The sequence below is a fragment of the Bradyrhizobium sp. S69 genome (assembly GCF_009766005.1).
GTDB lineage: Bacteria > Pseudomonadota > Alphaproteobacteria > Rhizobiales > Xanthobacteraceae > Bradyrhizobium.
On the sequence record NZ_LMUK01000036.1, the window covers coordinates 28,248 to 49,298 of the forward strand.

Annotated in this window: 20 protein-coding genes and 1 tRNA gene; 7 read left to right on the forward strand and 14 right to left on the reverse strand. The window is 62.4% G+C overall.

Going from position 1 to position 21,051, the window contains the following annotated elements:
* Together recR and GSQ88_RS14335 are read left to right on the forward strand one after the other, a co-directional pair.
* Positions 1-606 (forward strand): recombination mediator RecR, encoded by a 606-nt coding sequence (gene recR / locus GSQ88_RS14330; protein WP_159008404.1) that lies wholly within the window; start codon positions 1-3, stop codon positions 604-606.
* A gap of 23 nt (positions 607-629) precedes the next feature.
* On the forward strand, positions 630-1,079 hold the full coding sequence (locus tag GSQ88_RS14335; protein WP_159008405.1) for a hypothetical protein: 450 nt from the start codon (positions 630-632) through the stop codon (positions 1,077-1,079).
* 171 nt (positions 1,080-1,250) lie between these two features.
* On the opposite strand, the gene GSQ88_RS14340 is transcribed toward GSQ88_RS14335, so the two are convergent.
* Both GSQ88_RS14340 and GSQ88_RS14345 read right to left on the reverse strand, forming a co-directional pair.
* On the reverse strand, positions 1,251-2,621 hold the full coding sequence (locus GSQ88_RS14340; protein ID WP_159008406.1) for an AmpG family muropeptide MFS transporter: 1,371 nt from the start codon (positions 2,619-2,621) through the stop codon (positions 1,251-1,253).
* A gap of 197 nt (positions 2,622-2,818) precedes the next feature.
* The gene (locus GSQ88_RS14345) at positions 2,819-4,027 is read right to left on the reverse strand and encodes a DNA recombination protein RmuC (protein ID WP_159008407.1); all 1,209 of its coding nucleotides are present in this window, start codon (positions 4,025-4,027) and stop codon (positions 2,819-2,821) included.
* Positions 4,028-4,218: 191 nt separating this feature from the next.
* Between GSQ88_RS14345 and def the strand changes: the two genes are divergently transcribed.
* The 3 genes from def (at position 4,219) to truA (ending at position 6,611) form a co-directional block, all read left to right on the forward strand.
* Positions 4,219-4,749, forward strand: coding sequence for a peptide deformylase (gene def, locus GSQ88_RS14350; RefSeq protein ID WP_159008408.1), 531 nt, complete (start codon positions 4,219-4,221; stop codon positions 4,747-4,749).
* A 192-nt stretch (positions 4,750-4,941) separates the two neighbouring features.
* Positions 4,942-5,874, forward strand: coding sequence for a methionyl-tRNA formyltransferase (gene fmt, locus GSQ88_RS14355; protein WP_159008409.1), 933 nt, complete (start codon positions 4,942-4,944; stop codon positions 5,872-5,874).
* Entirely contained in the window at positions 5,874-6,611 is a 738-nt protein-coding gene (truA, locus tag GSQ88_RS14360) for a tRNA pseudouridine(38-40) synthase TruA (RefSeq protein WP_159008410.1), read from the forward strand. Before fmt ends, truA begins: the two co-directional genes overlap by 1 nt.
* Positions 6,612-6,787: 176 nt before the next feature.
* Here the strand turns inward: truA and dapE are convergent, their stop codons facing one another.
* The 11 genes from dapE to rpmH form a co-directional block, all read right to left on the reverse strand.
* Positions 6,788-7,942 (reverse strand): succinyl-diaminopimelate desuccinylase, encoded by a 1,155-nt coding sequence (gene dapE / locus GSQ88_RS14365; RefSeq protein ID WP_159008411.1) that lies wholly within the window; start codon positions 7,940-7,942, stop codon positions 6,788-6,790.
* A complete protein-coding gene (locus tag GSQ88_RS14370; RefSeq protein ID WP_159008412.1) occupies positions 7,939-8,595 on the reverse strand; it encodes a DUF805 domain-containing protein in 657 nt (218 codons plus the stop codon). The genes dapE and GSQ88_RS14370 overlap by 4 nt, the downstream gene beginning before the upstream one ends.
* A 106-nt stretch (positions 8,596-8,701) precedes the next feature.
* The gene (gene dapD, locus GSQ88_RS14375) at positions 8,702-9,547 is read right to left on the reverse strand and encodes a 2,3,4,5-tetrahydropyridine-2,6-dicarboxylate N-succinyltransferase (protein WP_159008413.1); all 846 of its coding nucleotides are present in this window, start codon (positions 9,545-9,547) and stop codon (positions 8,702-8,704) included.
* A 244-nt stretch (positions 9,548-9,791) separates the two neighbouring features.
* Positions 9,792-10,481 (reverse strand): pyrimidine 5'-nucleotidase, encoded by a 690-nt coding sequence (locus GSQ88_RS14380; protein ID WP_159008414.1) that lies wholly within the window; start codon positions 10,479-10,481, stop codon positions 9,792-9,794.
* Between the two features lie 185 nt (positions 10,482-10,666).
* A complete protein-coding gene (locus GSQ88_RS14385; RefSeq protein WP_246784801.1) occupies positions 10,667-11,656 on the reverse strand; it encodes a DUF1036 domain-containing protein in 990 nt (329 codons plus the stop codon).
* 179 nt (positions 11,657-11,835) lie between these two features.
* Positions 11,836-12,732, reverse strand: a complete 897-nt coding sequence (gene argB / locus GSQ88_RS14390; protein WP_159008415.1) for an acetylglutamate kinase — start codon at positions 12,730-12,732, stop codon at positions 11,836-11,838.
* 161 nt (positions 12,733-12,893) lie between these two features.
* Positions 12,894-13,271: a DUF423 domain-containing protein gene (locus tag GSQ88_RS14395; protein ID WP_159008416.1), complete on the reverse strand. Its 378-nt coding sequence runs from the start codon at positions 13,269-13,271 to the stop codon at positions 12,894-12,896.
* Positions 13,268-13,921 carry a ribosome biogenesis GTP-binding protein YihA/YsxC gene (yihA, locus tag GSQ88_RS14400; protein WP_159008417.1) on the reverse strand — a complete coding sequence of 218 codons (654 nt, stop codon included), beginning with the start codon at positions 13,919-13,921 and terminating at the stop codon, positions 13,268-13,270. The genes GSQ88_RS14395 and yihA overlap by 4 nt, the downstream gene beginning before the upstream one ends.
* Positions 13,922-14,090: 169 nt before the next feature.
* Entirely contained in the window at positions 14,091-15,965 is a 1,875-nt protein-coding gene (yidC, locus tag GSQ88_RS14405; protein ID WP_159008418.1) for a membrane protein insertase YidC, read from the reverse strand.
* On the reverse strand, positions 15,962-16,345 hold the full coding sequence (rnpA, locus tag GSQ88_RS14410; protein ID WP_159008419.1) for a ribonuclease P protein component: 384 nt from the start codon (positions 16,343-16,345) through the stop codon (positions 15,962-15,964). The genes yidC and rnpA overlap by 4 nt, the downstream gene beginning before the upstream one ends.
* Before the next feature lie 24 nt (positions 16,346-16,369).
* Positions 16,370-16,504 carry a 50S ribosomal protein L34 gene (gene rpmH / locus GSQ88_RS14415; RefSeq protein ID WP_006609582.1) on the reverse strand — a complete coding sequence of 45 codons (135 nt, stop codon included), beginning with the start codon at positions 16,502-16,504 and terminating at the stop codon, positions 16,370-16,372.
* 601 nt (positions 16,505-17,105) lie between these two features.
* On the opposite strand from rpmH, the gene GSQ88_RS14420 reads away from it, so the two are divergent.
* Together GSQ88_RS14420 and GSQ88_RS14425 are read left to right on the forward strand one after the other, a co-directional pair.
* On the forward strand, positions 17,106-18,551 hold the full coding sequence (locus GSQ88_RS14420; protein WP_159008424.1) for an ATP-binding protein: 1,446 nt from the start codon (positions 17,106-17,108) through the stop codon (positions 18,549-18,551).
* A 198-nt stretch (positions 18,552-18,749) separates the two neighbouring features.
* Positions 18,750-18,826: transfer RNA gene (locus tag GSQ88_RS14425), tRNA-Arg, on the forward strand.
* Here the strand turns inward: GSQ88_RS14425 and GSQ88_RS14430 are convergent.
* Positions 18,797-20,425, reverse strand: coding sequence for a recombinase family protein (locus tag GSQ88_RS14430; protein ID WP_159008420.1), 1,629 nt, complete (start codon positions 20,423-20,425; stop codon positions 18,797-18,799). The genes GSQ88_RS14425 and GSQ88_RS14430 overlap by 30 nt on opposite strands.
* Positions 20,426-21,051: the final 626 nt, after the last annotated feature.

Below are 21,051 nucleotides of genomic sequence, written 5' to 3' on the forward strand. Positions count from 1 at the left end.
ATGCCTGCTGCGGTTGCCGGTCCCGAAATCGAACGCTTGATCCAGCTGCTGGCGCGGCTGCCCGGGCTTGGCCCGCGCTCGGCGCGGCGCGCGGCGCTGCATTTGATCAAGAAGCGCGAGGCGCTGATGACGCCGCTCGCCGGCGCGCTGCAGGTCGCGATCGAAAAAATCCAGGTCTGCAAGATTTGCGGCAATATCGACACGCAAAATCCCTGCACGGTGTGCACCGACCCGCGGCGCGACGGCTCGATCATCGTGGTGGTCGCCGACGTCGCCGACCTGTGGGCGCTGGAGCGCGCGCATGCGACCAATGGCGCCTACCATGTGCTGGGTGCCACGCTGTCGCCGCTCGATGGCGTCGGCCCGCAGGACCTCACCATCGAGGCGCTGGTGGCGCGGGCGCATGACCCACGCGTTAGCGAAATCATCCTGGCGCTGAATGCGACGGTGGACGGCCAGACCACCGCGCATTACATCACCGACCTATTGCAGGAAGCCAACGTCAAGATCACCCGGCTCGCCCATGGCGTGCCGGTCGGCGGTGAACTTGATTATCTCGACGAAGGCACGCTGTCCGCCGCGATGCGGCAGCGGACGCTGTTCTAACCATCAATCACGGACAAACCGACATGACGAAACGACGATTCGGCAAACGCTTGAGCTTTGGTGTGGCGATGCTCGTGGTGTTGGCCGCGCCCGCTGCCCGCTCGGCACCGGGAGACCTGGAGCCGCAGGCTGAACCGGCGCCGAAGGCCGCCAAGCTGATCAATGCCGGAGATGTGCTGTCGGGTGAACTCAACGCCATGAAAGTCCGCGCCGGCAAATTGGGCAAACGCGTCGCCACCTATCAGGTGACCAGCGAGCCGCGCCGGCTGGCGACGGCGAATGGGCTGTGCGGGCTGGAAACCGGCCCGGAGACCTTTCAGATCGTCACCAACAACGAGGCACAGGTGGCGCAGTTGAAGAATTTCATCGGCAAGGAAGTCTCGCTCAAGGTCGATGAGGTCGCCTGTTCCCAGGAAGCCGGTCAGATGAGCGATGCCGTGGTCACCAAATGGAGCGTGGTGACGAAGCGCTAAGGCGATACCGTCCCGCCGTTGCTGACGTCACCACCCGCGAAAGCGGGTGGCCCAGTATTCCAGAGCGCTTCGATTGAAAAACAACGCTCTGGAATACTGGATCATCCGGTCCCAGTGCGCAATTGCGCACAAGGCCGGATGATGACAGCTGAATTTGATTGCCGGCGCCGATCAAACCTTCACTGGCCCCAACGCGTCAAAATGTCCGCGCCGCTGCAGCCATGATAGCAGGATCAGGCTGGGGATCGCGACCAGCACGCAGACCGCGAAGAACAGCGGCCAGCCGGTCGCCTGCGCAACATAGCCCGCGCCCGATGACAGATACGTTCGCCCCACCGCGGCGAGCGCCGTGAGCAGCGCGTATTGGGTTGCGGTGTGCAGCGGATTGCGGCACAGCGCCGACAGATAGGCGACGAAGATCACGGTGCCGATGGCGCTGGTGAAATTCTCCATCGTGATGGCAAAGGCCAGTGCCCATTCGTTGACGCCTGACAGCGCCAGCCACGAGAACGACAAATTGGCGACCGCCTGCAGCACGCCGCCGATCCACAGGCTCGCGGCCAGCGAATAGCGCCGTGCGACGAAGCCGCCGGCAAAGCCGCCGATCAAGGTCGCGGCCAATCCGACGCCCTTGACGATCGCGGCATAGTCGTTGCGGGTGAAGCCGAGATCGATCACGAACGGCGCGGTCATGGTGCCGGAAAACGCATCGGTGAACTTGAACAGCACCACGAAGGCCAGCGCCGCCCAGGCATGCGGGCGGCCGAGGAATTCGGAGAACGCGCCGGTCGCCGCATGCAGCACCCGCGCGAACGCGGTCTCGCTGCCGGTCGCGGCCTCCGCGCGCGCCGATTGCTCGGGCTCGGTGGCGACCAGGGCGGTGACGGTGCCGATCAGCACCATCGCGGCCATTACGACATAACCCCACATCCAGGCCTGTGGGCGCGGCAGGCCGCCGCTCTCAAATCCGGTGACGATGAACAGCGCGCCCGCGGTCGAGACCAGCATGCCGATGCGGTAGGCCGCGACATAGGATGCCATTCCGGCGGCCTGCTCGCTCTCAGGCAGGCTCTCGACCCTGAAGGCATCGACCACGATGTCCTGCGTCGAGGAGGTCGCCGCCACCAGCAGCGCGCCGAGCGCCACGAACAGAGGCGAGCGCGCCGGGTCGGTCAGCGCCAGCAACAGGATGGCTATGATCAGCAACAGTTGCGAGAACAACAGCCAGCCGCGGCGGCGGCCGAAGGCGCGCGTGAACAGCGGCACGTGGATCGCGTCGACCAGAGGCGCCCACAGGAATTTCAACGTGTAGGGCGTGCCGACCAGCGCGAACAGCCCGATGGTGCGCAGGTCGACGCCGGATTCCGTCATCCACACCAGCAGCGTCGACCCCGACAGCGCCAGCGGCAGCCCCGACGAGAACCCGAGCAGCAACACGATCAGCACCCGCCGCTGCAGGTAGACCGCGAAGCTGTCGCGCCAGGAGGTGGGGGGCTGGGGTGAGGTTGGCTTTTGGGGCGGATGATCGGGCGAGGTGTTCATCCGGCAAGGCTAGCAGATTCGCGCTTCTTCCCCTCTCCCCTTGTGGGAGAGGGTGGATCGCACCGTCAGGTGCGAGACGGGTGAGGGGTATTGATACGCCGCGACCCCTCATCCGTCTCGCCGCCGCTTCGCGGCGTCGATCCACCTTCTCCCACAAGGGGAGAAGGGAAAGAGCGCCGGGCGATGACGGCGGTATATTACTCCCCGGCCTGCAGCTTGCGCGGCAGCGGGAATAGCTCGGGCGCGGCGGGCTTGGCGATGCGCGGGGCTTCCGCGGGAGCGTCGCTTTTGGAGAAATCCAGCTCCTCGATCCGTCCGGCGCGCTTTTCGATCTTGTCGGCGGAGATCAGGATCTGCCGGACATCCTCGTTGGCCTGTCCGAAATGGTTTTGCAATTTCAGCACGCGGTCACGCAGGCGGCCGAGATCGTCGCCGAGGTTGAGCACTTCGGTGCGGATCTGGTCGGCGGCGTCGCGCATCCGCGCGTCTTTCAGGATCTGCTGCATCACCTGGATCGCCAGCATCAGCAGCGACGGCGACACCAGCACCACGCGGGCCCGATAGGCTTTCTGCACCACGTCGTCGAAACCGTCGTGAATCTCCGCATAGACCGATTCCGACGGCACGAACATCAGCGCGGTATCCTGGGTCTCGCCGGGAACCAGATACTTCTCGGCGATGTCGCTGACATGCTTCATCACGTCGCCACGGAGCCGTTGCGCGGCTAATTTCTTTTCCTCGTCTGAGCGCGCGTCGTGCAGCGCGGTCACGGCTTCCAGCGGAAATTTCGCATCGATGCAGAGCGGGCGCTGATCCGGCAGGAACACCACGCAATCCGGCCGCTTGCCGGTCGATAGCGTGAACTGGAATTCGTAGGAGCCTTTCGGCATGCCGTCCTGGACGATCGCTTCCATCCGCGCCTGGCCGAAGGCGCCACGCGATTGCTTGTTGGCGAGCACGTCGCGCAAGGTGGTGACCTGCGAGGTCAGATCGGTGAGGTTCTTGTGCGCATTGTCGATGATGCCGAGCCGCTCGTGCAGCACGCGCAAGCTGTCCATGGTGTTGCGCGTGGTCGCTTCCATCGACTGGCCGACCCGGTGGGTGACCGAATCCAGTCGCTCGCTGACCGCGCGCGTCATTTCGGCCTGGCGGCCGGCGAGCGCCTGCCCCATCGCATCGACTCGTCCGGTGGCCTCGCTCTGGGCACGTAGCATTTCGCCGAGGCGCTCCTCCAGCTCGTCGGCGCGGATCGCCTGCGCCATCGCCAGTTCGGCGCCGCGGCGGCCGGACCGGGCAATCACGACGGCAATGCTCAATAACAGCAGCAGGGCCAGCGCGGCGAAGCCGGTGAGTGCCGTGCTGACGCGAATCGGCCAGTCGCCGAGGATGAAAAGGATCTCGTTCATGGCGCCCTTGTAGCCGATTCGCGCTTGAACACGAACGAAGAGGGAACATTTATGGTTAATCAAACACTAATTTTCATGGTTAACGCCGCCTTAAATTTCATGGTTAGCGAAGCGTTAACGCGGGCCAACGGCGATTGACCCCGGCAGATCAGCGGCTTAAATCGCCCGCCGAGGTACTTACAGATATCATCATGGCCATCCGAGAAATCATCATCCTGCCGGACAAGCAGTTGCGGCTCGTCTCCAAGCCCGTCGAGAAGGTGACGACGGAGATCCGCAAGCTCGCCGACGACATGTTCGAGAGCATGTACGACGCGCCCGGCATCGGGCTTGCGGCGATCCAGGTCGCGCAGCCGTTGCGGCTGATCACCATGGACCTCGCCAAAAGGGACGAAGACGGCGAGACCACGCCGCGGCCGCGGGTGTTCATCAACCCGGAGATCGTCTCGTCCTCGGAAGAGCTGTCGGTCTACGAGGAAGGCTGCCTCTCGATCCCGGAATATTACGAGGAGGTCGAGCGGCCGGCCAAAGTGCGCGTGCGCTTCACCGATCTCGACGGCAAAGTGCATGAGGAAGACGCCGAGGGCCTGTTCGCCACCTGTATCCAGCACGAGATCGACCATCTCAACGGCGTGTTGTTCGTGGACTATCTGTCGAAGCTGAAGCGCGACCGCGTGCTGAAGAAGTTTGCAAAAGCCGCCAAGCAACGCGCGGTGGAGTAAGACCCGGCCTTGCACGAACGACGCGCCGTCACCCTGAGGTGCGAAGGCGCCTCTTGGCGCCGAAGCCTCGAAGGGCGACGGCAGACGCAGGTTACGTTCTTTCTTCCTGCACATCCTTCGAGGCTCGCAAGGGCTCGCACCTCAGGATGACGCTCGCTATCTTGGGGTCGGTTAAAGGAGTTTTCTGCGCACATGCCACTCCGCTTGATCTTCATGGGCACGCCCGATTTCGCGGTGCCGACGCTGCTGGAGCTTGTGGCCCATGGCCATGAGATCGCGGCGGTATATAGCCGCGCGGCAAAACCCGCCGGGCGCGGCATGAAGTTGCAGCCGACGCCGGTGGCGCAAGAGGCCGAGCGGCTCGGCATCCCTGTCCTGACGCCTTCGACCTTGAAGACGCCGGAAGCGCTCGAAACATTGCAGGCGCATCAGGCGGATGCCGCTGTGGTCGTCGCCTACGGCATGATCCTGCCCAAAGCCATTCTCGATGCGCCGCCGCTGGGCTGCTTTAATCTGCACGGTTCGCTGCTGCCGCGCTGGCGCGGCGCCGCGCCGATCAACCGTGCCATCATGGCCGAGGATACCGAGAGCGGCGTGATGGTGATGAAGATGGACGTCGGCCTCGATACCGGCGACGTCGCCATGGCCGAGCGCATCGCGATATCAGATGCGATGACGGCGGCCGATCTGCACGATGCGCTGGCGCCGCTCGGGGCTGATTTAATGGTGCGGGCGATGGGCGCGCTGGAGCGCGGCAAATTGCAGCTCACCAGACAAAGCGACGACGGCGTGACCTACGCCGCCAAGATCGACAAGGCCGAGGCGCGGATCGACTGGAACAGGCCGGCGCATGCGGTGCTGCGCCACATCCACGGGCTGTCGCCGTTTCCCGGCGCGTGGGCCGAGATCGCGCTCGACGGTCAGTCTGCGCGGATCAAAATCCTGCGCTGCGAAAAGGTGGCGCGTTCAGGTCAGCCGGGCGATCTGCTCGACGAACATCTCGTGGTCGCCTGTGCTGAGGGCGCGATCCGGATTCTCGAATTGCAGCGCGCCGGCAAGGCGCCGATGAAGGCCGGGGATTTCCTCCGCGGCATGCCGCTCAAGCCGCCGCTGCGGTTCGCCTGATGCCTCGCTACAAGCTCATCATCGAGTATGATGGCGCGCCGTTCTGTGGCTGGCAGTTGCAGGACAATGGCGCCTCGGTGCAGGGCGCGCTGGAGAACGCGGTGAAAGCGATCTGCGGCGAACAGGTCCGCGTGCACGGCGCCGGTCGCACCGATGCCGGCGTGCATGCGCTGGCGCAGGTCGCGCATTGCGACATCGAAAAACACTTTGTGCCGGGCCGCTTTCGCGACGGCCTCAACGCTCACTTGCGGCCGCATCCGATCGGCGTGCTGTCGGCGGACATCGTGCCTGATACGTTCGAGGCGCGGTTCTCGGCCAGGAAACGCCATTATCGCTATCGCATCAGCAATCGCCGCGCCAATCTCGCGATCGACATCGGCCATGTCTGGCGCCTGCCGCGCCCGCTCGATACCGATGCGATGCACCAGGCCGCGCAACGGCTGGTCGGCAAGCATGATTTCACGACCTTTCGCGATACCGAATGCCAGGCGAAGTCGCCGGAGAAGACGCTCGAGCAGCTCGACGTGATCCGCAACGGCGACGAGGTTGATATCATCACGTCGGCGCGCTCGTTCCTGCACAGCCAGGTGCGTTCGATCGTGGGATCGCTGGTCTGGGTCGGCGAGGGCCGCTGGAGCGCCGACGATCTCGCTGCAGCATTGGCCGCCAAAAGCCGCGCCGCCTGCGGTCCGGTCGCGCCGCCGGATGGGCTATATCTGGTGCGCGTGGATTACTAGGGCGTTTTCGAGCGAAGTGGATACCGGTTCGCGTCAAGAAAACGCGTCAAAACAAGAGCCTAGAGCCCGGTTCTGATTCCATCAGAACCGAAAAGGCTCTAGGGCCCCCATCCTTACTTTGCATGGGGTTGTTTTCGCGATTTTGTGTCTGGCGCCCCGCGGTCGAAGTGACGCAGTCACCCAAAATATCGATCCAGCACGCCGCGATAGATCTTGGTCAGCTTCTCCAGATCCGACACCGGGGTGCGCTCGTCGATCTGGTGCATGGTCTGGCCGACCAGGCCGAATTCGATCACCGGGCAGTAGCTCGAGATGAAGCGCGCGTCCGAGGTGCCGCCGGAGGTCGAGAGTTCGGGTTTGCGCCCGGTGATTTGCTCGATCGCGCTGACCGCGAGATCGGTGAAGGGGCCGGGCTTGGTCACGAACACGTTGGAGTTGGAGTACTCCCATTCGATCCGGGCCCGGATCCGGTTGCCACAGGCTTTGGTCAAGCGCGCCTCGACCAGCGCGCGTAGCGTCTCCTGGGTATGATTGTCGTTGAAGCGAATGTTGAACTTTGCGCGGGCCTGGCCGGGGATCACGTTGCTCGCGGTGTTGCCGACATCGATCGAGGTGAATTCGAGGTTCGAGGGCTGGAACTGGGCGCTGCCGTGGTCGAGCGGCTCGTCGCTCAGCGCCACCACCAAACGCGAAATATCCGGCACGGGATTGGCCGCGCGATGCGGATAGGCGACGTGGCCTTGCAGGCCATCGACATAAAGCGTGCCCGACAGCGAGCCGCGCCGGCCGATCTTGATGCAGTCGCCGAGTTCCTCGACATTGCTGGGCTCGCCGAGCACGCAATGATCGAAGCTCTCGCCGCGCGCCGCGACCCACGGCAACAGCTTGACGGTACCGTTGACCGAGATTGCTTCCTCGTCGCCGGTGATCAGGAACGAGATCGATCCTCTAGGCTTGCCATCATTGGCGGCGAGATATTCCAGCACCGCGGCGACGCTGCAGGCGATGCCGCCTTTCATGTCCACGGCGCCGCGGCCGTAGACAAAACCGTCCTTGATCTCGCCTGAGAACGCGCCATGGCTCCAGGCGGCCTCATCGCCCGGCGGCACCACGTCGGTATGCCCGGCAAAGGTGATGTGCGGCGCCGACGTACCGATACGGGCATAGAGATTATCGACGTCGGCGGTGCCGGGTTCGCTGAAGGTGACCCGATGGATCTCGAAGCCTGAGGCTTTGAGGATATTTTCGAGCACATCGAGCGCACCGGCGTCGGCCGGCGTCACCGACGGGCAGCGGATCAGGTCGCGGGTAATGGAAACAGCGTCATTCATGCTGTCGGATTAACATGAGGCCCCGGCGATGGGCCAGCGCTATGCGGCACAAATTCCAGCTCGCTGTGCTGGTCCCAGCCCGGGCGCTTGTCGGGTGTGCCGGTCTCGACCGGCGCCAGCGGATCGGGTCCGAATCGGTTGGGCGCCTTCGCCCCGCTCAGGCAGAACAGTTCGACAATGCACCAAACGTCGAGGCCGTATCTGAGCGCTTCGACGAGAAGCAGCAAATCCGGGTTATCGAGCCAGTCCCAAAGCCTCCCGAGCAAGGGAGGAGCAATGTAGAACGGGACAATCCACCATCCGCTTTTGTTGCGATCGTGCAGTCGCTTGACCGTGGTGGCCGCCAGGAACCAGACGCCGACGATGAAGATCGGAGTTCCGAGCACGTAGAACGATAGAGCCGCGGCCGACGTTGGGCCGGCATTGCCAAAACTGACGTGGAAAGGAAGCGACGGGAAATGACGGAGGATGTCCTCGAAGTCGAGGCTGACTGACTCGACACCGACACCGAAGAACCCGCCGACGGCAGACGACAATATCGACAGCAAAACCAGGCAGGAAATCGTACTTGCAAGCAGCGCGTACCAGTATTTGGCGCGGTTAATGCGTCCTTGAAAGCTGAACAGAAACGTCTTGGAAACGATCGAATCCATCGCTGGCCTCCGGACCGCCGAGCGAGGCCCGTGGTCCGGTAGATTGGTCGCGCGAAGGGCTCTTGGGTTCGAAAGGTCCCCGGGTTCGAAAGGACCCGAGTTGAACTTAATCCCGCAGCAACTCGTTAATGCTGGTCTTGGCGCGGGTGCGTTCGTCGACGCGCTTGACGATCACGGCGCAGGCGACGGCGGGGCCGGGCTGGCCGTTCTTCAGCGGCTTGGCCGGCGACGTGCCGGGCACCACCACGGCATATTCCGGGACCTCGCCAATAAAAATTTCGCCGGTGTCGCGGTCGATGATCTTGGTGGAGGCGCCAAGGAACACGCCCATCGCCAGCACCGCGCCCTTGCGCACGATGACGCCTTCGGCGACCTCCGAGCGCGCGCCGATAAAGCAATCGTCCTCGACGATCACGGGTTCGGCCTGCAACGGCTCCAGCACGCCGCCGATGCCGACGCCGCCGGAAATATGCACGCGCTTGCCGATCTGCGCGCAGGAGCCGACCGTCGACCAGGTGTCGATCATGGTCGATTCATCGACATAGGCGCCGAGGTTGACGAAGGACGGCATCAGCACGACGTTCTTGGCGATGAAGGCCGAGCGGCGCACGATCGCGCCGGGCACCGCGCGAAAGCCGGCGTCGCGAAAACGATTCTCGCCCCAGCCGGCGAATTTCGAGGGCACCTTGTCCCACCACGACGCCTGTCCGGGACCGCCGGGAATGGCGCTCATGTCGTTGAGGCGGAACGACAGCAGCACCGCCTTCTTCAGCCATTGATGGACTTTCCACTTGCCGTTGGCCTCGCGTTCGGCGACCCGCGCGGTACCACTGTCGAGCAGCTCCAGCGCATGATCCACGGCCTCGCGGACCTCGCCTTTGGTGGCGGTCGAGATCCCATCCCGGGCATCGAACGCGGCGTTGACGGTGGATTCGAGGGAGGCGAGCGACATGAAGGTTTCCTTGGAGGCAACGGGGTATGGCGGTGGCGATTTAGGAGGCTTTTGTCGGGATTCGAGCGGGCGGAGTCAAGGCTTCCTCGCCGTCGTCCGACCCCGTTGCGGCGTCATCATCCGCGCAGGCGGATGATCCAGTATTCCGCGACGCCAGAGTGCACCTTCGGACTTCGCGGAATACTGGATACCCCGCTTTCGCGGGGTATGACGGCCGAGCTGTTTGGGCGGGCTTGCCCCAATTCTACGGCAGCTTCTGCAAAAACCCCGTCAGATCATCCGTGACATGATCGACATAGGCTTCGCCGCGGCCTTCCAGTTCCCAGTCTTCGCGCACCACTTCCTCAGCGCCGTCGGGTACCACCAGCACCGTGGTCATGCCGAGCTGGTGCGGCACCACGAGGTTGCGCGCGAGATCCTCGAACATCGCCGAGGTCGTCGGGTCGACCCGGTGGAGGCCTAAAAATTTCTGATAGGTCTGCGGCGCCGGCTTTGGTTCGAGCTCGGCGGCGACGATGTCGAAAATCGCCTCGAAATGGTGACCAAAACCGAGCCGCTGCAACACCGCATTGGCGTGATCGACCGAGCCGTTGGTCAGGATCAGCTTGCGTCCGGGCAGTTTGGCGATCGCCGTCCCCATCGCGGGGTTCGGTTGCAGCGGCGAGTGATCGATCCGGTGCACGTAGCTCAGATAGTCGTCGGCGCGCACGCCATGCTCGGTCATCATGCCGCGCATCGAGGTGCCGTAGCGGCGGTAATAATCCTTCTGGATCACGCGGGCCTGTTCCGCCGATATTTTCAAATAGGCGCTGATGAATTCGCCGATCCGCGCGTCGACCTGCTGCCACAGATTGACGTGATGTGGATACAGCGTGTTGTCGAGATCGAACACCCAGGTGTCGACATGGGCGAAGCTGCGGGGTGTTGTTGTCATTGCGCCGCATCCGATGAAGTTGTCGTCCCGGCGAAGGCCGGGACCCATACGCCGTGTCGATCGTGAAAGGCGCGGCAGATGTTAGATGTGTTTGTTGCCGGCATTGGTGCTCTGAATTCAGTCTAGGGGTTATGGGTCCCCGCCCCTGACGCGCAATTGCGCGCTAGGCGGGGACGACGAAAAAATCACGGCATCGCAAAGCGCAGCGTCTTGCCGCCGCTCGACATATCGACGGGGGCAAATCCGGATACCGCGAGGCCGCGGCTGCCGCAGTCGCTCTGTTCGTTGATCTCGAACTTGCTTTCGCGGGTGCAAAGCTGTTTGGCGCCGCCCCAGTTCAGCGGCTTGTCGTTGAGCTTGATGCTGCGGTTATCGGCATCGACCGCTTCGGCAAAACTGAAAATCTGCTTCGGCTGGCCGGTGACATCGGGATGCAGGCATTTGCCGGGATCGATATGATACCAGCCGCGGCTGGTCACGGTCTTGCCGTCGTCGGTGGCGACCGCGGCCATCACCTTGTGCGGGGTATCGTTGCACCAGGTCAGGCCGTTGGGGGAGGGCGCCTGCACCGCTTCGATCATGGTTGCGAAGAAATTCGGCGACTGCACGATGTCGGACGCAAGCCCCCGGCTTTTGAGAAATGCCGCCAGCGCGGTTTGGGTTTTCGGGCCGTCGACGCCGTCGATCGGGGCCGCGTCATAGCCTGCGATCACCAGCAGCCGCTGGATCGCGGCGAGCCGTGCCTGCTCGTCGTCATAGTCGCTGTCTTCGGCGAGATACGCCACCAGATTGCCGTCGTCGGTCGCCGTCGGCGTGATCTGGGTGAACGGCGCCGGCGTTTGCCCGGCGCGGCACTGTCGCGCCGCGGCGATGACAAAATTGTCCGGCGCGATGCATAGCGTGTCACCGCCGTTTTGCGGGATCGGCGAGGAGCCATAGACCGGAAGCGCGCGGGCATTGAGCAGGATCCGATCCGCGGTCAGCGTGCCCTGGACCACGACGCGGCAGGCCGCGGGGTCGATACGAAACCAGCCGCGCGTCGCGGTCGCGGCCTTGTCGTCGATGCCGATCGCGGCTTCGATCACATAGCTCATGTGATTGCAGAGTTTCAGGTCGGCATGGGCCGGCGCGGCAGAGAGAAGAAAGGAGATGATGGCAGCGGGCAGGGCGAGCAGGATTGAGAAGGTGTGTCGCGCGCTGACAAGTTCGTCATGCCCGGCCTTCTGCCGGGCATCCACGTCTTGCTTGCGCGGATGCAAGAAAGACGTGGATGGCCGGGAGCGCAGACAAGTGTACGTAGTCTGCGCCAGGCAGACTACTGTGCCCGGCCATGACGAAGGATGGTGGTGCGTTATCACTTGTGAATCAGCGTACCCGTGCCCTGGTTGGTGAACAATTCGAGCAGCACCGCATGCGGCGTCTTGCCGTCGATGATGACCACGCCCTGCACGCCCTGCTCGAGCGAATAGATGCAGGTCTCGACCTTGGGAATCATGCCGCCGGAAATCGTGCCGTCAGCGATCAGCTTGCGGGCGTCCTTGACCGACAGTTCCGGAATCAGTTTCTTCGACTTGTCGAGCACGCCGGGAACGTCGGTCAACAGCAACAGCCGTTTGGCCTTGAGCGCGCCTGCGACGGCGCCGGCGAAGGTGTCGGCGTTGACGTTGAAGGTCTGTCCTGTTTTCGAGGTCGCTAGCGGCGCCAGTACCGGGATCAGTTCATAGCCGATCAACTGGTTCAACAGGGTCAGGTCGACCTTATCGGGTTCACCGACGAAGCCGAGATCGATGACCTTTTCGATATGCGAATCCGGATCGACCATGGTGCGCGTCGCCTTCGACGCCGTCACCATGTTGCCGTCCTTGCCGCACAGCCCGACAGCCTTGCCGCCGGCCTCGTTGATGTAGCCGACCAGTTGCTTGTTGATCGAGCCCGCCAGCACCATTTCGACGATCTCGATGGTCGCGGCGTCGGTGATGCGCAAGCCTGCGGCGAATTCCGACTGGATGCCGAGCCGCTTCAGCATGGTTGCGATCTGCGGTCCGCCGCCATGCACCACCACCGGATTGATCGCGGTCTGCTCCAGCAACACGATATCGCGCGCGAACGCCTTGGCGAGGTCTTCGGCGCCCATCGCATGGCCGCCATACTTGATGACGATGGTTTCTTCGTCATATTCCTGCATGTGAGGCAATGCCTCGGACAGGATGCGGGCCTGATCGAGCGGACTGATATGAGCAGCGTCGGTCATGAAGGGGGTCTCGCGATCGGAACGATGGGGCGGGTTCTATCCGATTGCCGGGCACCGCGCAAAGCGCTGTTCGCTCCCCTGTAGCCCGGATGAGCGGAGCGATATTCGGGATTTGACGCGAGAGATCCGGATATCGCTCCGCTCATCCGGGCTACAGGCTCTCAGCTCCGCTGCGGCCACGCCGCGGCCACGGCCAGCACGATCCAGCTCACGATCAGCAGCGTGCCGCCGGTTGGGGCGGCCATCGGAAACAGGCTGTGGCCGGCATATTGCCGCAAGGTCAGGTCGCCGGCGAACAGAATGGCGGCGACGACGAAGCCCGAGGCCGCTGCGATCCCGATCCGGACATGGAGCATGCCGCGCTCGGTCAGCGCCACCACCGCGAGCACGGCCAACGCATGGAACAGCAGCATCGAGGATGCCGACGCCAGCCGCGTCGCGTCGGGCTGGTGCGCCGAAGCGGCCGCCAGGATGACGCCGTCGGCGCCCATGATGGCGGCCAGAATGATCAGAATGCGCAACGAACGAGATCCGATCATCGGCTGCGCTCGCCGAGCAGGCGTATCATCGCCGCGCGCAGTTCCGGCATCCCGGCACCGGTGCGCGACGAGGTCACCAGCACGACCGGAAAGGCGGCGGGATGCTTGGCCAGCGCCGTGATGGTGGCGGCCAGCGTCTGTTCCAACTCGCTGGGCTTCACCTGGTCGGCCTTGGTGAGCACGAGCTGATAGCTGACGGCGGATTTATCCAGCGTCTTGAGCACGTCGAGATCGACATCTTTCAGGCCATGCCTTGCATCGACCAGCACATAGACCCGCGCCAGGCTGGCGCGGCCTTGCAGGAATTTGTGAATCAGCGCGGTCCAGGACGCGATCTTGACCTTGGGCGCCGAGGCGTATCCGTAGCCGGGCATGTCGACCAGCCGCAGCCCTTCCTTGTCGGGACCTTCGAAGAAGATCAATTCCTGGGTGCGGCCCGGCGTATGCGAGGTGCGCGCCAGCGCGTTGCGTCCGGTCAGCGCATTGATCAGGCTCGATTTACCGACATTGGAGCGGCCGGCGAACGCGACCTCCATGCCGGCCATCGGCGGCAGGGTCTCGACCGATGGCGAGGCCCAGAAGAACTGCCACTCGCCGGCGAACAGTTTTCGCCCCTGTTCGATCAGCTTCGCATCGGTGTTGGCGGTCATGCGAAGGTCTTTCGGTTCTCGTCATGGCCGGGCTTGTCCCGGCCATCCACGTCTTTCTATTCGGCAACTCCAAAGACGTGGATGCCCGGGACATCTGCGCGAAGACGCGCTTCGCGCTTTAGCCCGGGCATGACGATCTGGAGACTTCAGCGCTCCTGCGAGCTACTCGTCAGGCTTTCGATTCTGCTTTTTTCTTGGGTCCGAACGTCGACCTGATATTGTCGAACAGTTCCACCTTCACTCCGTTGCGGCGCATGATGAAGCTCTGTTGCAGCACCGACAGGGTGTTGTTCCAGGCCCAGTAGATCACGAGACCCGCCGGGAAACCCGCCAGCATGAAGGTGAAGATCAGCGGCATCCAGGTAAAGATCATCTGCTGGGTCGGATCCGGCGGCGTCGGATTGAGCTTCATCTGGAACCACATCGTGACGCCCATGATCATCGGCCAGATGCCGAGCGCGAGATAGTGTCCGAACACCGGCAACGTCGTCGGATCGTAATTGAACAGGCCGAACAGCGTGAACAGATTGGTCGGGTCCGGCGCCGACAGGTCCTTGATCCAGCCGAAGAACGGCGCGTGCCGCATTTCGATGGTGACGAACAACACCTTGTAGAGCGAGAAGAACACCGGAATCTGCAAGGCGACGGGAAGACAACCGGCGATCGGGTTGATCTTCTCCTTCTTGTAGATTTCCATCATCTCCTGCTGCTGTTTCATCTTGTCGTCGGGATAGCGCTCCTTCAGCGCGGCCAGTTGCGGCTGCACCGATTTCATCTTCGCCATCGACGCGTAGGATTTGTTGGCCAGCGGGAAGAACAACAGCTTCACCAGCACTGTCACCAGCAGGATCGCGATGCCGAAATTGCCGACCAGATGATAGAAGAAGTCGAGCGCCAGGAACATCGGCTTGGTGATGAAGTAGAACCAGCCCCAGTCGATCAAGAGGTCGAAATGGTTGAGGTCGAGCTGCTTGGTGTAGCCGCCGAAACCGCTGAACGGGAAATTGATGCCGACGACGCTGGCTTCCTTGGTGCCGGCGAACAGCCGCGCACTGGCACTGCCGGTGCCGCCGATGGCGATGGTCTGCGCATCCTCTAGATAGTCGGTCTGGTAATTATGCGAGGTGCCGACCAGGGTGGACGAGTAGCGCGCATTCAATTGCGCGGTGTTGTCGGGCAACAGCGCCGAGGCCCAGTATTTGTCGGTGATGCCGAGCCAGCCGTTGGTGACCTTGAAGTTCACCGATTTGGCGTCGTCGATTTTCTTGTAGGCATATTCCTGCAAGCCCTGATCGCCGAGATAGCCGATCAGGCCTTCATGCAGGATGTAATAGCCCGAGACCTTCGGGGTGCCGTGCCGCGAGATCAGCGCGAATGGATACAGCGTGACCGGCGCATTGCCGACATTGCTGACATCGTCCTTGATCGTGAACAGATAGCGGTCGTCGATCGCGATGGTGCGGTGGAAGGTGAGGCCGTCGCCATTGTCGTATTTCAGCGTGATCGGCGTGGTCGGCGTCAGCGCGCCGGCGCCTTCCTGCTGCCACACGGTGTCGCGGTCGGGCAGTTTGACGTTGGCGCCCGAGGCGGGAACCCAACCGAATTCGGCGTAATAAGGCTCGGCGGTATTGGAAGGCGAATACAGCACGATCGCGGGCGAAGAAGGATCCACGGTCTCGCGGAATTGCACCAGCGACAGATCGTCGATCCGCGCGCCCTTCAGCGCAATGCTGCCGATCAGGCGCGGCGTATCGATCTTGATGCGCGGCGAGGCGGCAATCGCGGCTTCGCGGCTGACCACCGGGGCTGCCGAAGAAGACTGGCTGGTCGCGGTCGGATTGGCATCGGGCGACGGCGTCGACGCAGGCCCGCCCTGGGCTGTGGCGGCATTACCCGGCTGCGGCGCCGGCTTCACCAGCTCGCTCTGCGCCTGTTCGGCGGCGCGGCGCTTTTCCATCTGCGGCATGTTGTAGAAATACTGCCAGGCGATCAGCACGAGCCCGGACAGAATGACGGCAAGGATGGTGTTGCGGTTGTCGGTCATCGTTTCAAGGTCTCGTCATTCGGGTCTGGCCGCGGCTTGTGCCGTGCGTTTGTGGGCTGCCGGTCGAGGCGATGGAGCGCCGAGCGGAGATCGTCGAGCATGGTCGCAAAGTCGCGGCCCAGGGCCGCACGACGGCCGACTAGCACATAATCACTGTGCGGTCGCATTGATATGATGTCGAGCCGCTTCACCAGTTCGCGAAGCCTGCGCCGGATGCGGTTGCGCTCGGTCGCGGTGCCGTTCTTTTTGGTCACCGTGAAGCCGACCCGGACCGGGCCGTTATCGTCGCGGCGGCGGCTTTGCACCACAAAGGCAGCGCTGTTGACGCGCACGCCATCGGCAACGGCGAGGAAGTCCGCCCGCTGCCTTAGCCGATCCATGATGAGTTCTCCGGGAAGCCCGGGTTAGGCGCTCAGACGCTTACGGCCTCGGGCGCGACGCGCGGCCAGAACCTTACGGCCGCCGGTCGTCGCAAGGCGGGCGCGGAAGCCGTGACGGCGCTTGCGCACCAGTTTGCTGGGTTGATAAGTCCGCTTCACGGGTAGTACTCCGCTGACCGGGCAAGTTTGCCACGAATTGAGGTATTGAGATAAATCCGGTGATGCTGGTTAGCCCAAAATGAGCCTTTTCGGCCCAAATAAGCCGCTTCCGGCCCAAATGAGCCGCCCCGGTTAACCGGGCCATCGCGGACAGTTGGCGCGGCTTATAAGCGAGCGACTGGTTTTCGTCAATCAGGCCGAAGCGACACCGGCAAGCCCGGTAGCGCTTGCCGCCACAGCGGTCCTTGAGACAGATTCTAGACTAAAATCGCACTGGAATCAGGGGGTTCTGGTATATTCGCAACTGCGGACCGGCCGGGTTCCGTGGCCGGAGTGGCAGGCGGTCGGATTTGAGGCGCCCGGACGCAACCCGCGGTTCGTTGAAATGGCGCATTTTTGGCGCGAATATCGCGAATATAATAAGCGCGCCGGGGTTTTTTCGTTTGAGTCTTGAGAATTGTCCGGCACGCGCGCCTAAGTGCGGAATATTTGACGTTATCGAAGTGTAATTTGACCGAGTCCTGAGCAAATTGCATCGTCGGGATCAGGCTAGCCGAAGGCAGACCGAGTGGCAGTCACCGAAGAACAGTCGACCACGGCAATGCCGCGGCCGAAGCCGGCGTACCGGCTCGGTCTGTCCGGCAAGCTGCTGCTGTTGACCATTCCGCTGGTGATGATCGCGGAAGTCCTGATCTATGTGCCCGCGATCGCCAATTTCCGGATGAACCGGCTCAACGACCGGCTGGCGGCGGCGAACACCGCGGCCCTGGTGCTGGATGCCGCGCCTTCCGGCATGGTGCCGGATTCGTTGGCGCGGCAGATCCTGAGCAGCATCGGCGCCCGTGCGGTGGCCATCAAGATGGGGCACCAGCGCCGGCTCCTGGCCAGCGCCGATCTGCCGGCGGCGATCGATCATGATGTCGATATGCGAACCCTGACGGTGTGGTCGGCGATCGTGGATTCGTTCGAGATCATGCTTGAGACCGGAAACCAGACGATACGGTTGGTCGGGCCCGCGTCCAATGGCGCGCAGTTCATCGAGACGGTGGTCGACGAAGCGCCATTGCGGGCGTCGATGTACCGCTTCTCCCGCAACCTGTTGTGGGTTTCGCTGATCATCGCGATTCTCACCGCGGCCCTGGTGTATCTGGCGCTGCATTATCTGTTCGTGCGGCCGATGCGGCGGCTGACCGCCAATCTGGTCGGCTTCCACGCCAACCCGGAAAGCTCGGCGCGGATCATCGTTCCCAGTCAGCGCGGCGACGAGATCGGCGTAGCCGAACGCGAATTGTCCGACATGCAGCGCGATCTGGTGTCGATGCTGCATCAAAAGAGCCGGCTGGCGGCGCTCGGCCTCGCCGTCTCCAAGATCAACCACGATTTGCGCAATCTGCTGGCGTCCTCGCAGCTGTTGTCGGATCAGCTTGCCAGCGTGCCCGATCCGCGGGTGCAGCGCTTCGCGCCGAAGCTGATGCGTTCACTGGAACGCGCCATCGCGTTCTGCCAGTCGACATTGTCCTACGGCCGCGCCCAGGAGGCCGCACCCGATCGCCGGATGATCCTGATCGAGCCGGTCGTGATCGAGGTCCGCGAATCGGCAGGGCTCGGGTCGGATGTCTCGATCAGCTGGATCAGCGCGATCGAACGCGGCCTGACCATCGACGCCGACCCCGACCAGCTGTTTCGCGTATTGCTCAATCTGGTGCGCAACGCCGCCCAGGCGCTGGAAAACCATCCCAAGAGCGATGTGGCGACCCAGCAGATCCGGATCACCGGCCGCCGCGAGGGCACGGTGGCGATCGTCGAGGTTTCCGATACCGGCCCCGGCGTGCCGGCCAAGGCCCGCGATCACCTGTTCGAGGCGTTCCAGACCTCAGGAAGGCCCGGCGGCAGCGGGCTTGGGCTTGCGATCGCCGCCGAGCTGGTCCGCGCCCATGGCGGTAACATCCACCTTGTCGAAGGCACCATCGGGGCCACCTTCCGGATCGCGATACCGGACCGGCCGGTGGAACTGCTCAGCATCCGCAACGAGCGGGCGCGGGCGTAAAGCCGGCTCGATCGCGGCGTTTGGCGGATTTTCCGCCAATTTACCATCGCAAATGGATGGCAAATCGATGGGGTGATACCGCGTCGCGGACCTTGCCAATCGGGGCCGGAGCGGGTAGCTAAGGCGCTCTTTCGCGGCCTTTCCGGACCCGTTCGGAATGCGACCGGGCCCTCAAGCCCAGGATGCCTAGCGAAAAACGCGCCCGTAGCTCAGCTGGATAGAGCACTAGACTACGAATCTAGGGGTCAGGAGTTCGAATCTCTTCGGGCGCGCCAGTTCCGGTCAATGTTGGGCACCATTGCGGGCAAGTTTTCGTGCTGTTCAATCAAGCCGAAGATTGCATCATCCGGGCCTGCAAGACGGATTCGGTCGGGTCCGATACAAACCTCGGCAACGAATAGGCGCAGCCACGCACGCCGAAAGCCCGGATCGGCGGTGCGTAGACGCAACCTCATGGCGTCCGAAAATCTTGCCAGCTTTTCCGGGGTCAGAGTAATCGCGGTCGCGTGTTTGCGGGCGCTAAGTTTCGCAAGAGCGTTTTCATGCTCCATTCGCTGAAGCCGAAGACTGTCAACCCGCTCCCGAAGTAGCTTGTCGTTGTGATCTGAAAAGCCGTCCTCGATCGCGTCATAGATTCTCGCCAACCGTTTGGTGGCGTCTTGAAGGGCGTTGCGGTGATGATGCAGTTGGTCAGCTATCCCGTCGCGTTGTCCGGCCGACATAGTGGCCATCTTGCCGATCAGCGCCGATAGTCTCGCGGGCTCGAATACTCGACCTTCAACGGCGCTTAACACAAGTTCATCGGCTTTTTCCATCCGGATTGACTGGCCTTCGCAGGCAATCTTGCCCTTGTTGGCTTGACCGCTGCAGGTGAGGTAACGGTATTGGCCAGACTTACCGGTTCGAAGTTGCATTCCAGCGCCACAACGCCCGCAGACGGCCAAGCCTGCGAGTAAGGTTGGACCGTTTGTAATGCGCGCGGGCGTTTCAGATGGCCGCCGTCGTTTGAGGGTTCGTTGCGCGGCAGCAAAAGTATCGCGATCAATGATGGCAGGTACTTTTATCTCAATCCATTCGGAGCGCGGTCGCGGCTTTCGTGTTCGGCTGTCAACCCGATTGAAATAACGGATGCCAATACATGTTTCGGATTTCAAAATGCGTTCGATGCTTGCAGTGTAAAAGAGATGGCCACGACGGCGATAGCCGTTCTTGTTGAGATAACTCGCGATTGCCTTGATGCCTAGCTCGCCGAGCCCGTCCTGTTGACCGAGACATAAGCGAAAAATCAACCTTACGATTGCCGCTTCTTTATCGTCGAGGACGAGCTTCTTCTTTTCCTTTTTTCTTAGCACGGCAACCACCTCGGTCTTGTGACCGTATGGGGGGCTTGACCCGTTGAAAAAGCCGTCTTCAGCATTCGCACACATCACGTCGCGGACAACTTCGGCGTTCACCTCGGAGGCATGGCCGTCAAATGCGCAAAGAATTGTTTCGAGAAGTTCTCCGGTTGGCCCAGCAGGAATCTCCTGCGTGGCAGACAAGAGTCGTACGCCCGCAGCCTTCAACTGATTCTTATACTGAAGATACATTTGAGGATTTCGGAAGTACCGCGAAAAATTATAGACAATGACTTCACGAATGCAGTTCTTCGGATCGCACGCAAACTGTATCATCTCTTTGAATTTCGGCCGACGGTCGGTTCGTCCGGAGAGACCCGGATCAACAAAGATCGTCACAAGCTCGCGATTGCGCGTGTCGCAAAATGCTTGAATTTTTTCAGCCTGCTCGTTGAGGCTAGTGATATTGGCGGCCTGCCTTCTCGTACTGACGCGACCATAACCGATAGCGCGCTCGCGATTGACTTGGCTTGCCATTGCGTCTCCCCGAATGTACGGACGGGTGAAAATTCACCCGTCCGTATCGGATTTCGCCAAATCGGCGAGTATGTCGGCAGCCCAATGTAGGGACAAGGCTACTTCCGCGTCCGTTATCGGAATTGCTGCACACTGTAAGGGTTTGGCCGATTTTACTGGCTTTGACCCCGATGGTTTCGCTCGTGTCGTCTTAGCGCCAGCTTCCGCGCGAAACGACGTTGGACCCGGCGATTGTGCTGGGAAAGCACGGGCGACCGGCGCGCCGTTTTGCTTTGCTTTCACCTGACACGTCGGGCACCCGCACTGCCGACGGCCTACGCGTTGGGGGATGACCGCCGGCAGTACGGGTATGGTTGCCCGCCTGCCCCCACGCGGCCGCGCGATCGAGAAACAACCGGCGACGCTTTTAACGTCAGCTGTACTCTCCCTGTCGTCAAGGGCCGCAGTCAAAATAGTCTGTATTGCAGTAACTTAACCGGTTCATTCCAAATGGCTGGCACTCACACGCTGACCTGTTTTGCGAAACAGCCTTGTCAATCGGCGTTCAAATTTGACCCCGGATCGGCGTCCAATTTTGACCCCTTTGAGCGACGAGTCTTGACGGTAGCGCTCGCCTCGTCGGAGCT

Coding starts and splice junctions, on each gene's coding strand:
- recR (WP_159008404.1), top strand. CDS start 1: ATGCCTGCTGCGGTTGCCGGTCCCGAAATCGAACGCTTGATCCAGCTG.
- GSQ88_RS14335 (WP_159008405.1), top strand. CDS start 630: ATGACGAAACGACGATTCGGCAAACGCTTGAGCTTTGGTGTGGCGATG.
- GSQ88_RS14340 (WP_159008406.1), bottom strand. CDS start 2,621: ATGAACACCTCGCCCGATCATCCGCCCCAAAAGCCAACCTCACCCCAG.
- GSQ88_RS14345 (WP_159008407.1), bottom strand. CDS start 4,027: ATGAACGAGATCCTTTTCATCCTCGGCGACTGGCCGATTCGCGTCAGC.
- def (WP_159008408.1), top strand. CDS start 4,219: ATGGCCATCCGAGAAATCATCATCCTGCCGGACAAGCAGTTGCGGCTC.
- fmt (WP_159008409.1), top strand. CDS start 4,942: ATGCCACTCCGCTTGATCTTCATGGGCACGCCCGATTTCGCGGTGCCG.
- truA (WP_159008410.1), top strand. CDS start 5,874: ATGCCTCGCTACAAGCTCATCATCGAGTATGATGGCGCGCCGTTCTGT.
- dapE (WP_159008411.1), bottom strand. CDS start 7,942: ATGAATGACGCTGTTTCCATTACCCGCGACCTGATCCGCTGCCCGTCG.
- GSQ88_RS14370 (WP_159008412.1), bottom strand. CDS start 8,595: ATGGATTCGATCGTTTCCAAGACGTTTCTGTTCAGCTTTCAAGGACGC.
- dapD (WP_159008413.1), bottom strand. CDS start 9,547: ATGTCGCTCGCCTCCCTCGAATCCACCGTCAACGCCGCGTTCGATGCC.
- GSQ88_RS14380 (WP_159008414.1), bottom strand. CDS start 10,481: ATGACAACAACACCCCGCAGCTTCGCCCATGTCGACACCTGGGTGTTC.
- argB (WP_159008415.1), bottom strand. CDS start 12,732: ATGACCGACGCTGCTCATATCAGTCCGCTCGATCAGGCCCGCATCCTG.
- GSQ88_RS14395 (WP_159008416.1), bottom strand. CDS start 13,271: ATGATCGGATCTCGTTCGTTGCGCATTCTGATCATTCTGGCCGCCATC.
- yihA (WP_159008417.1), bottom strand. CDS start 13,921: ATGACCGCCAACACCGATGCGAAGCTGATCGAACAGGGGCGAAAACTG.
- yidC (WP_159008418.1), bottom strand. CDS start 15,965: ATGACCGACAACCGCAACACCATCCTTGCCGTCATTCTGTCCGGGCTC.
- rnpA (WP_159008419.1), bottom strand. CDS start 16,345: ATGGATCGGCTAAGGCAGCGGGCGGACTTCCTCGCCGTTGCCGATGGC.
- GSQ88_RS14420 (WP_159008424.1), top strand. CDS start 17,106: ATGCCGCGGCCGAAGCCGGCGTACCGGCTCGGTCTGTCCGGCAAGCTG.
- GSQ88_RS14430 (WP_159008420.1), bottom strand. CDS start 20,425: ATGGCAAGCCAAGTCAATCGCGAGCGCGCTATCGGTTATGGTCGCGTC.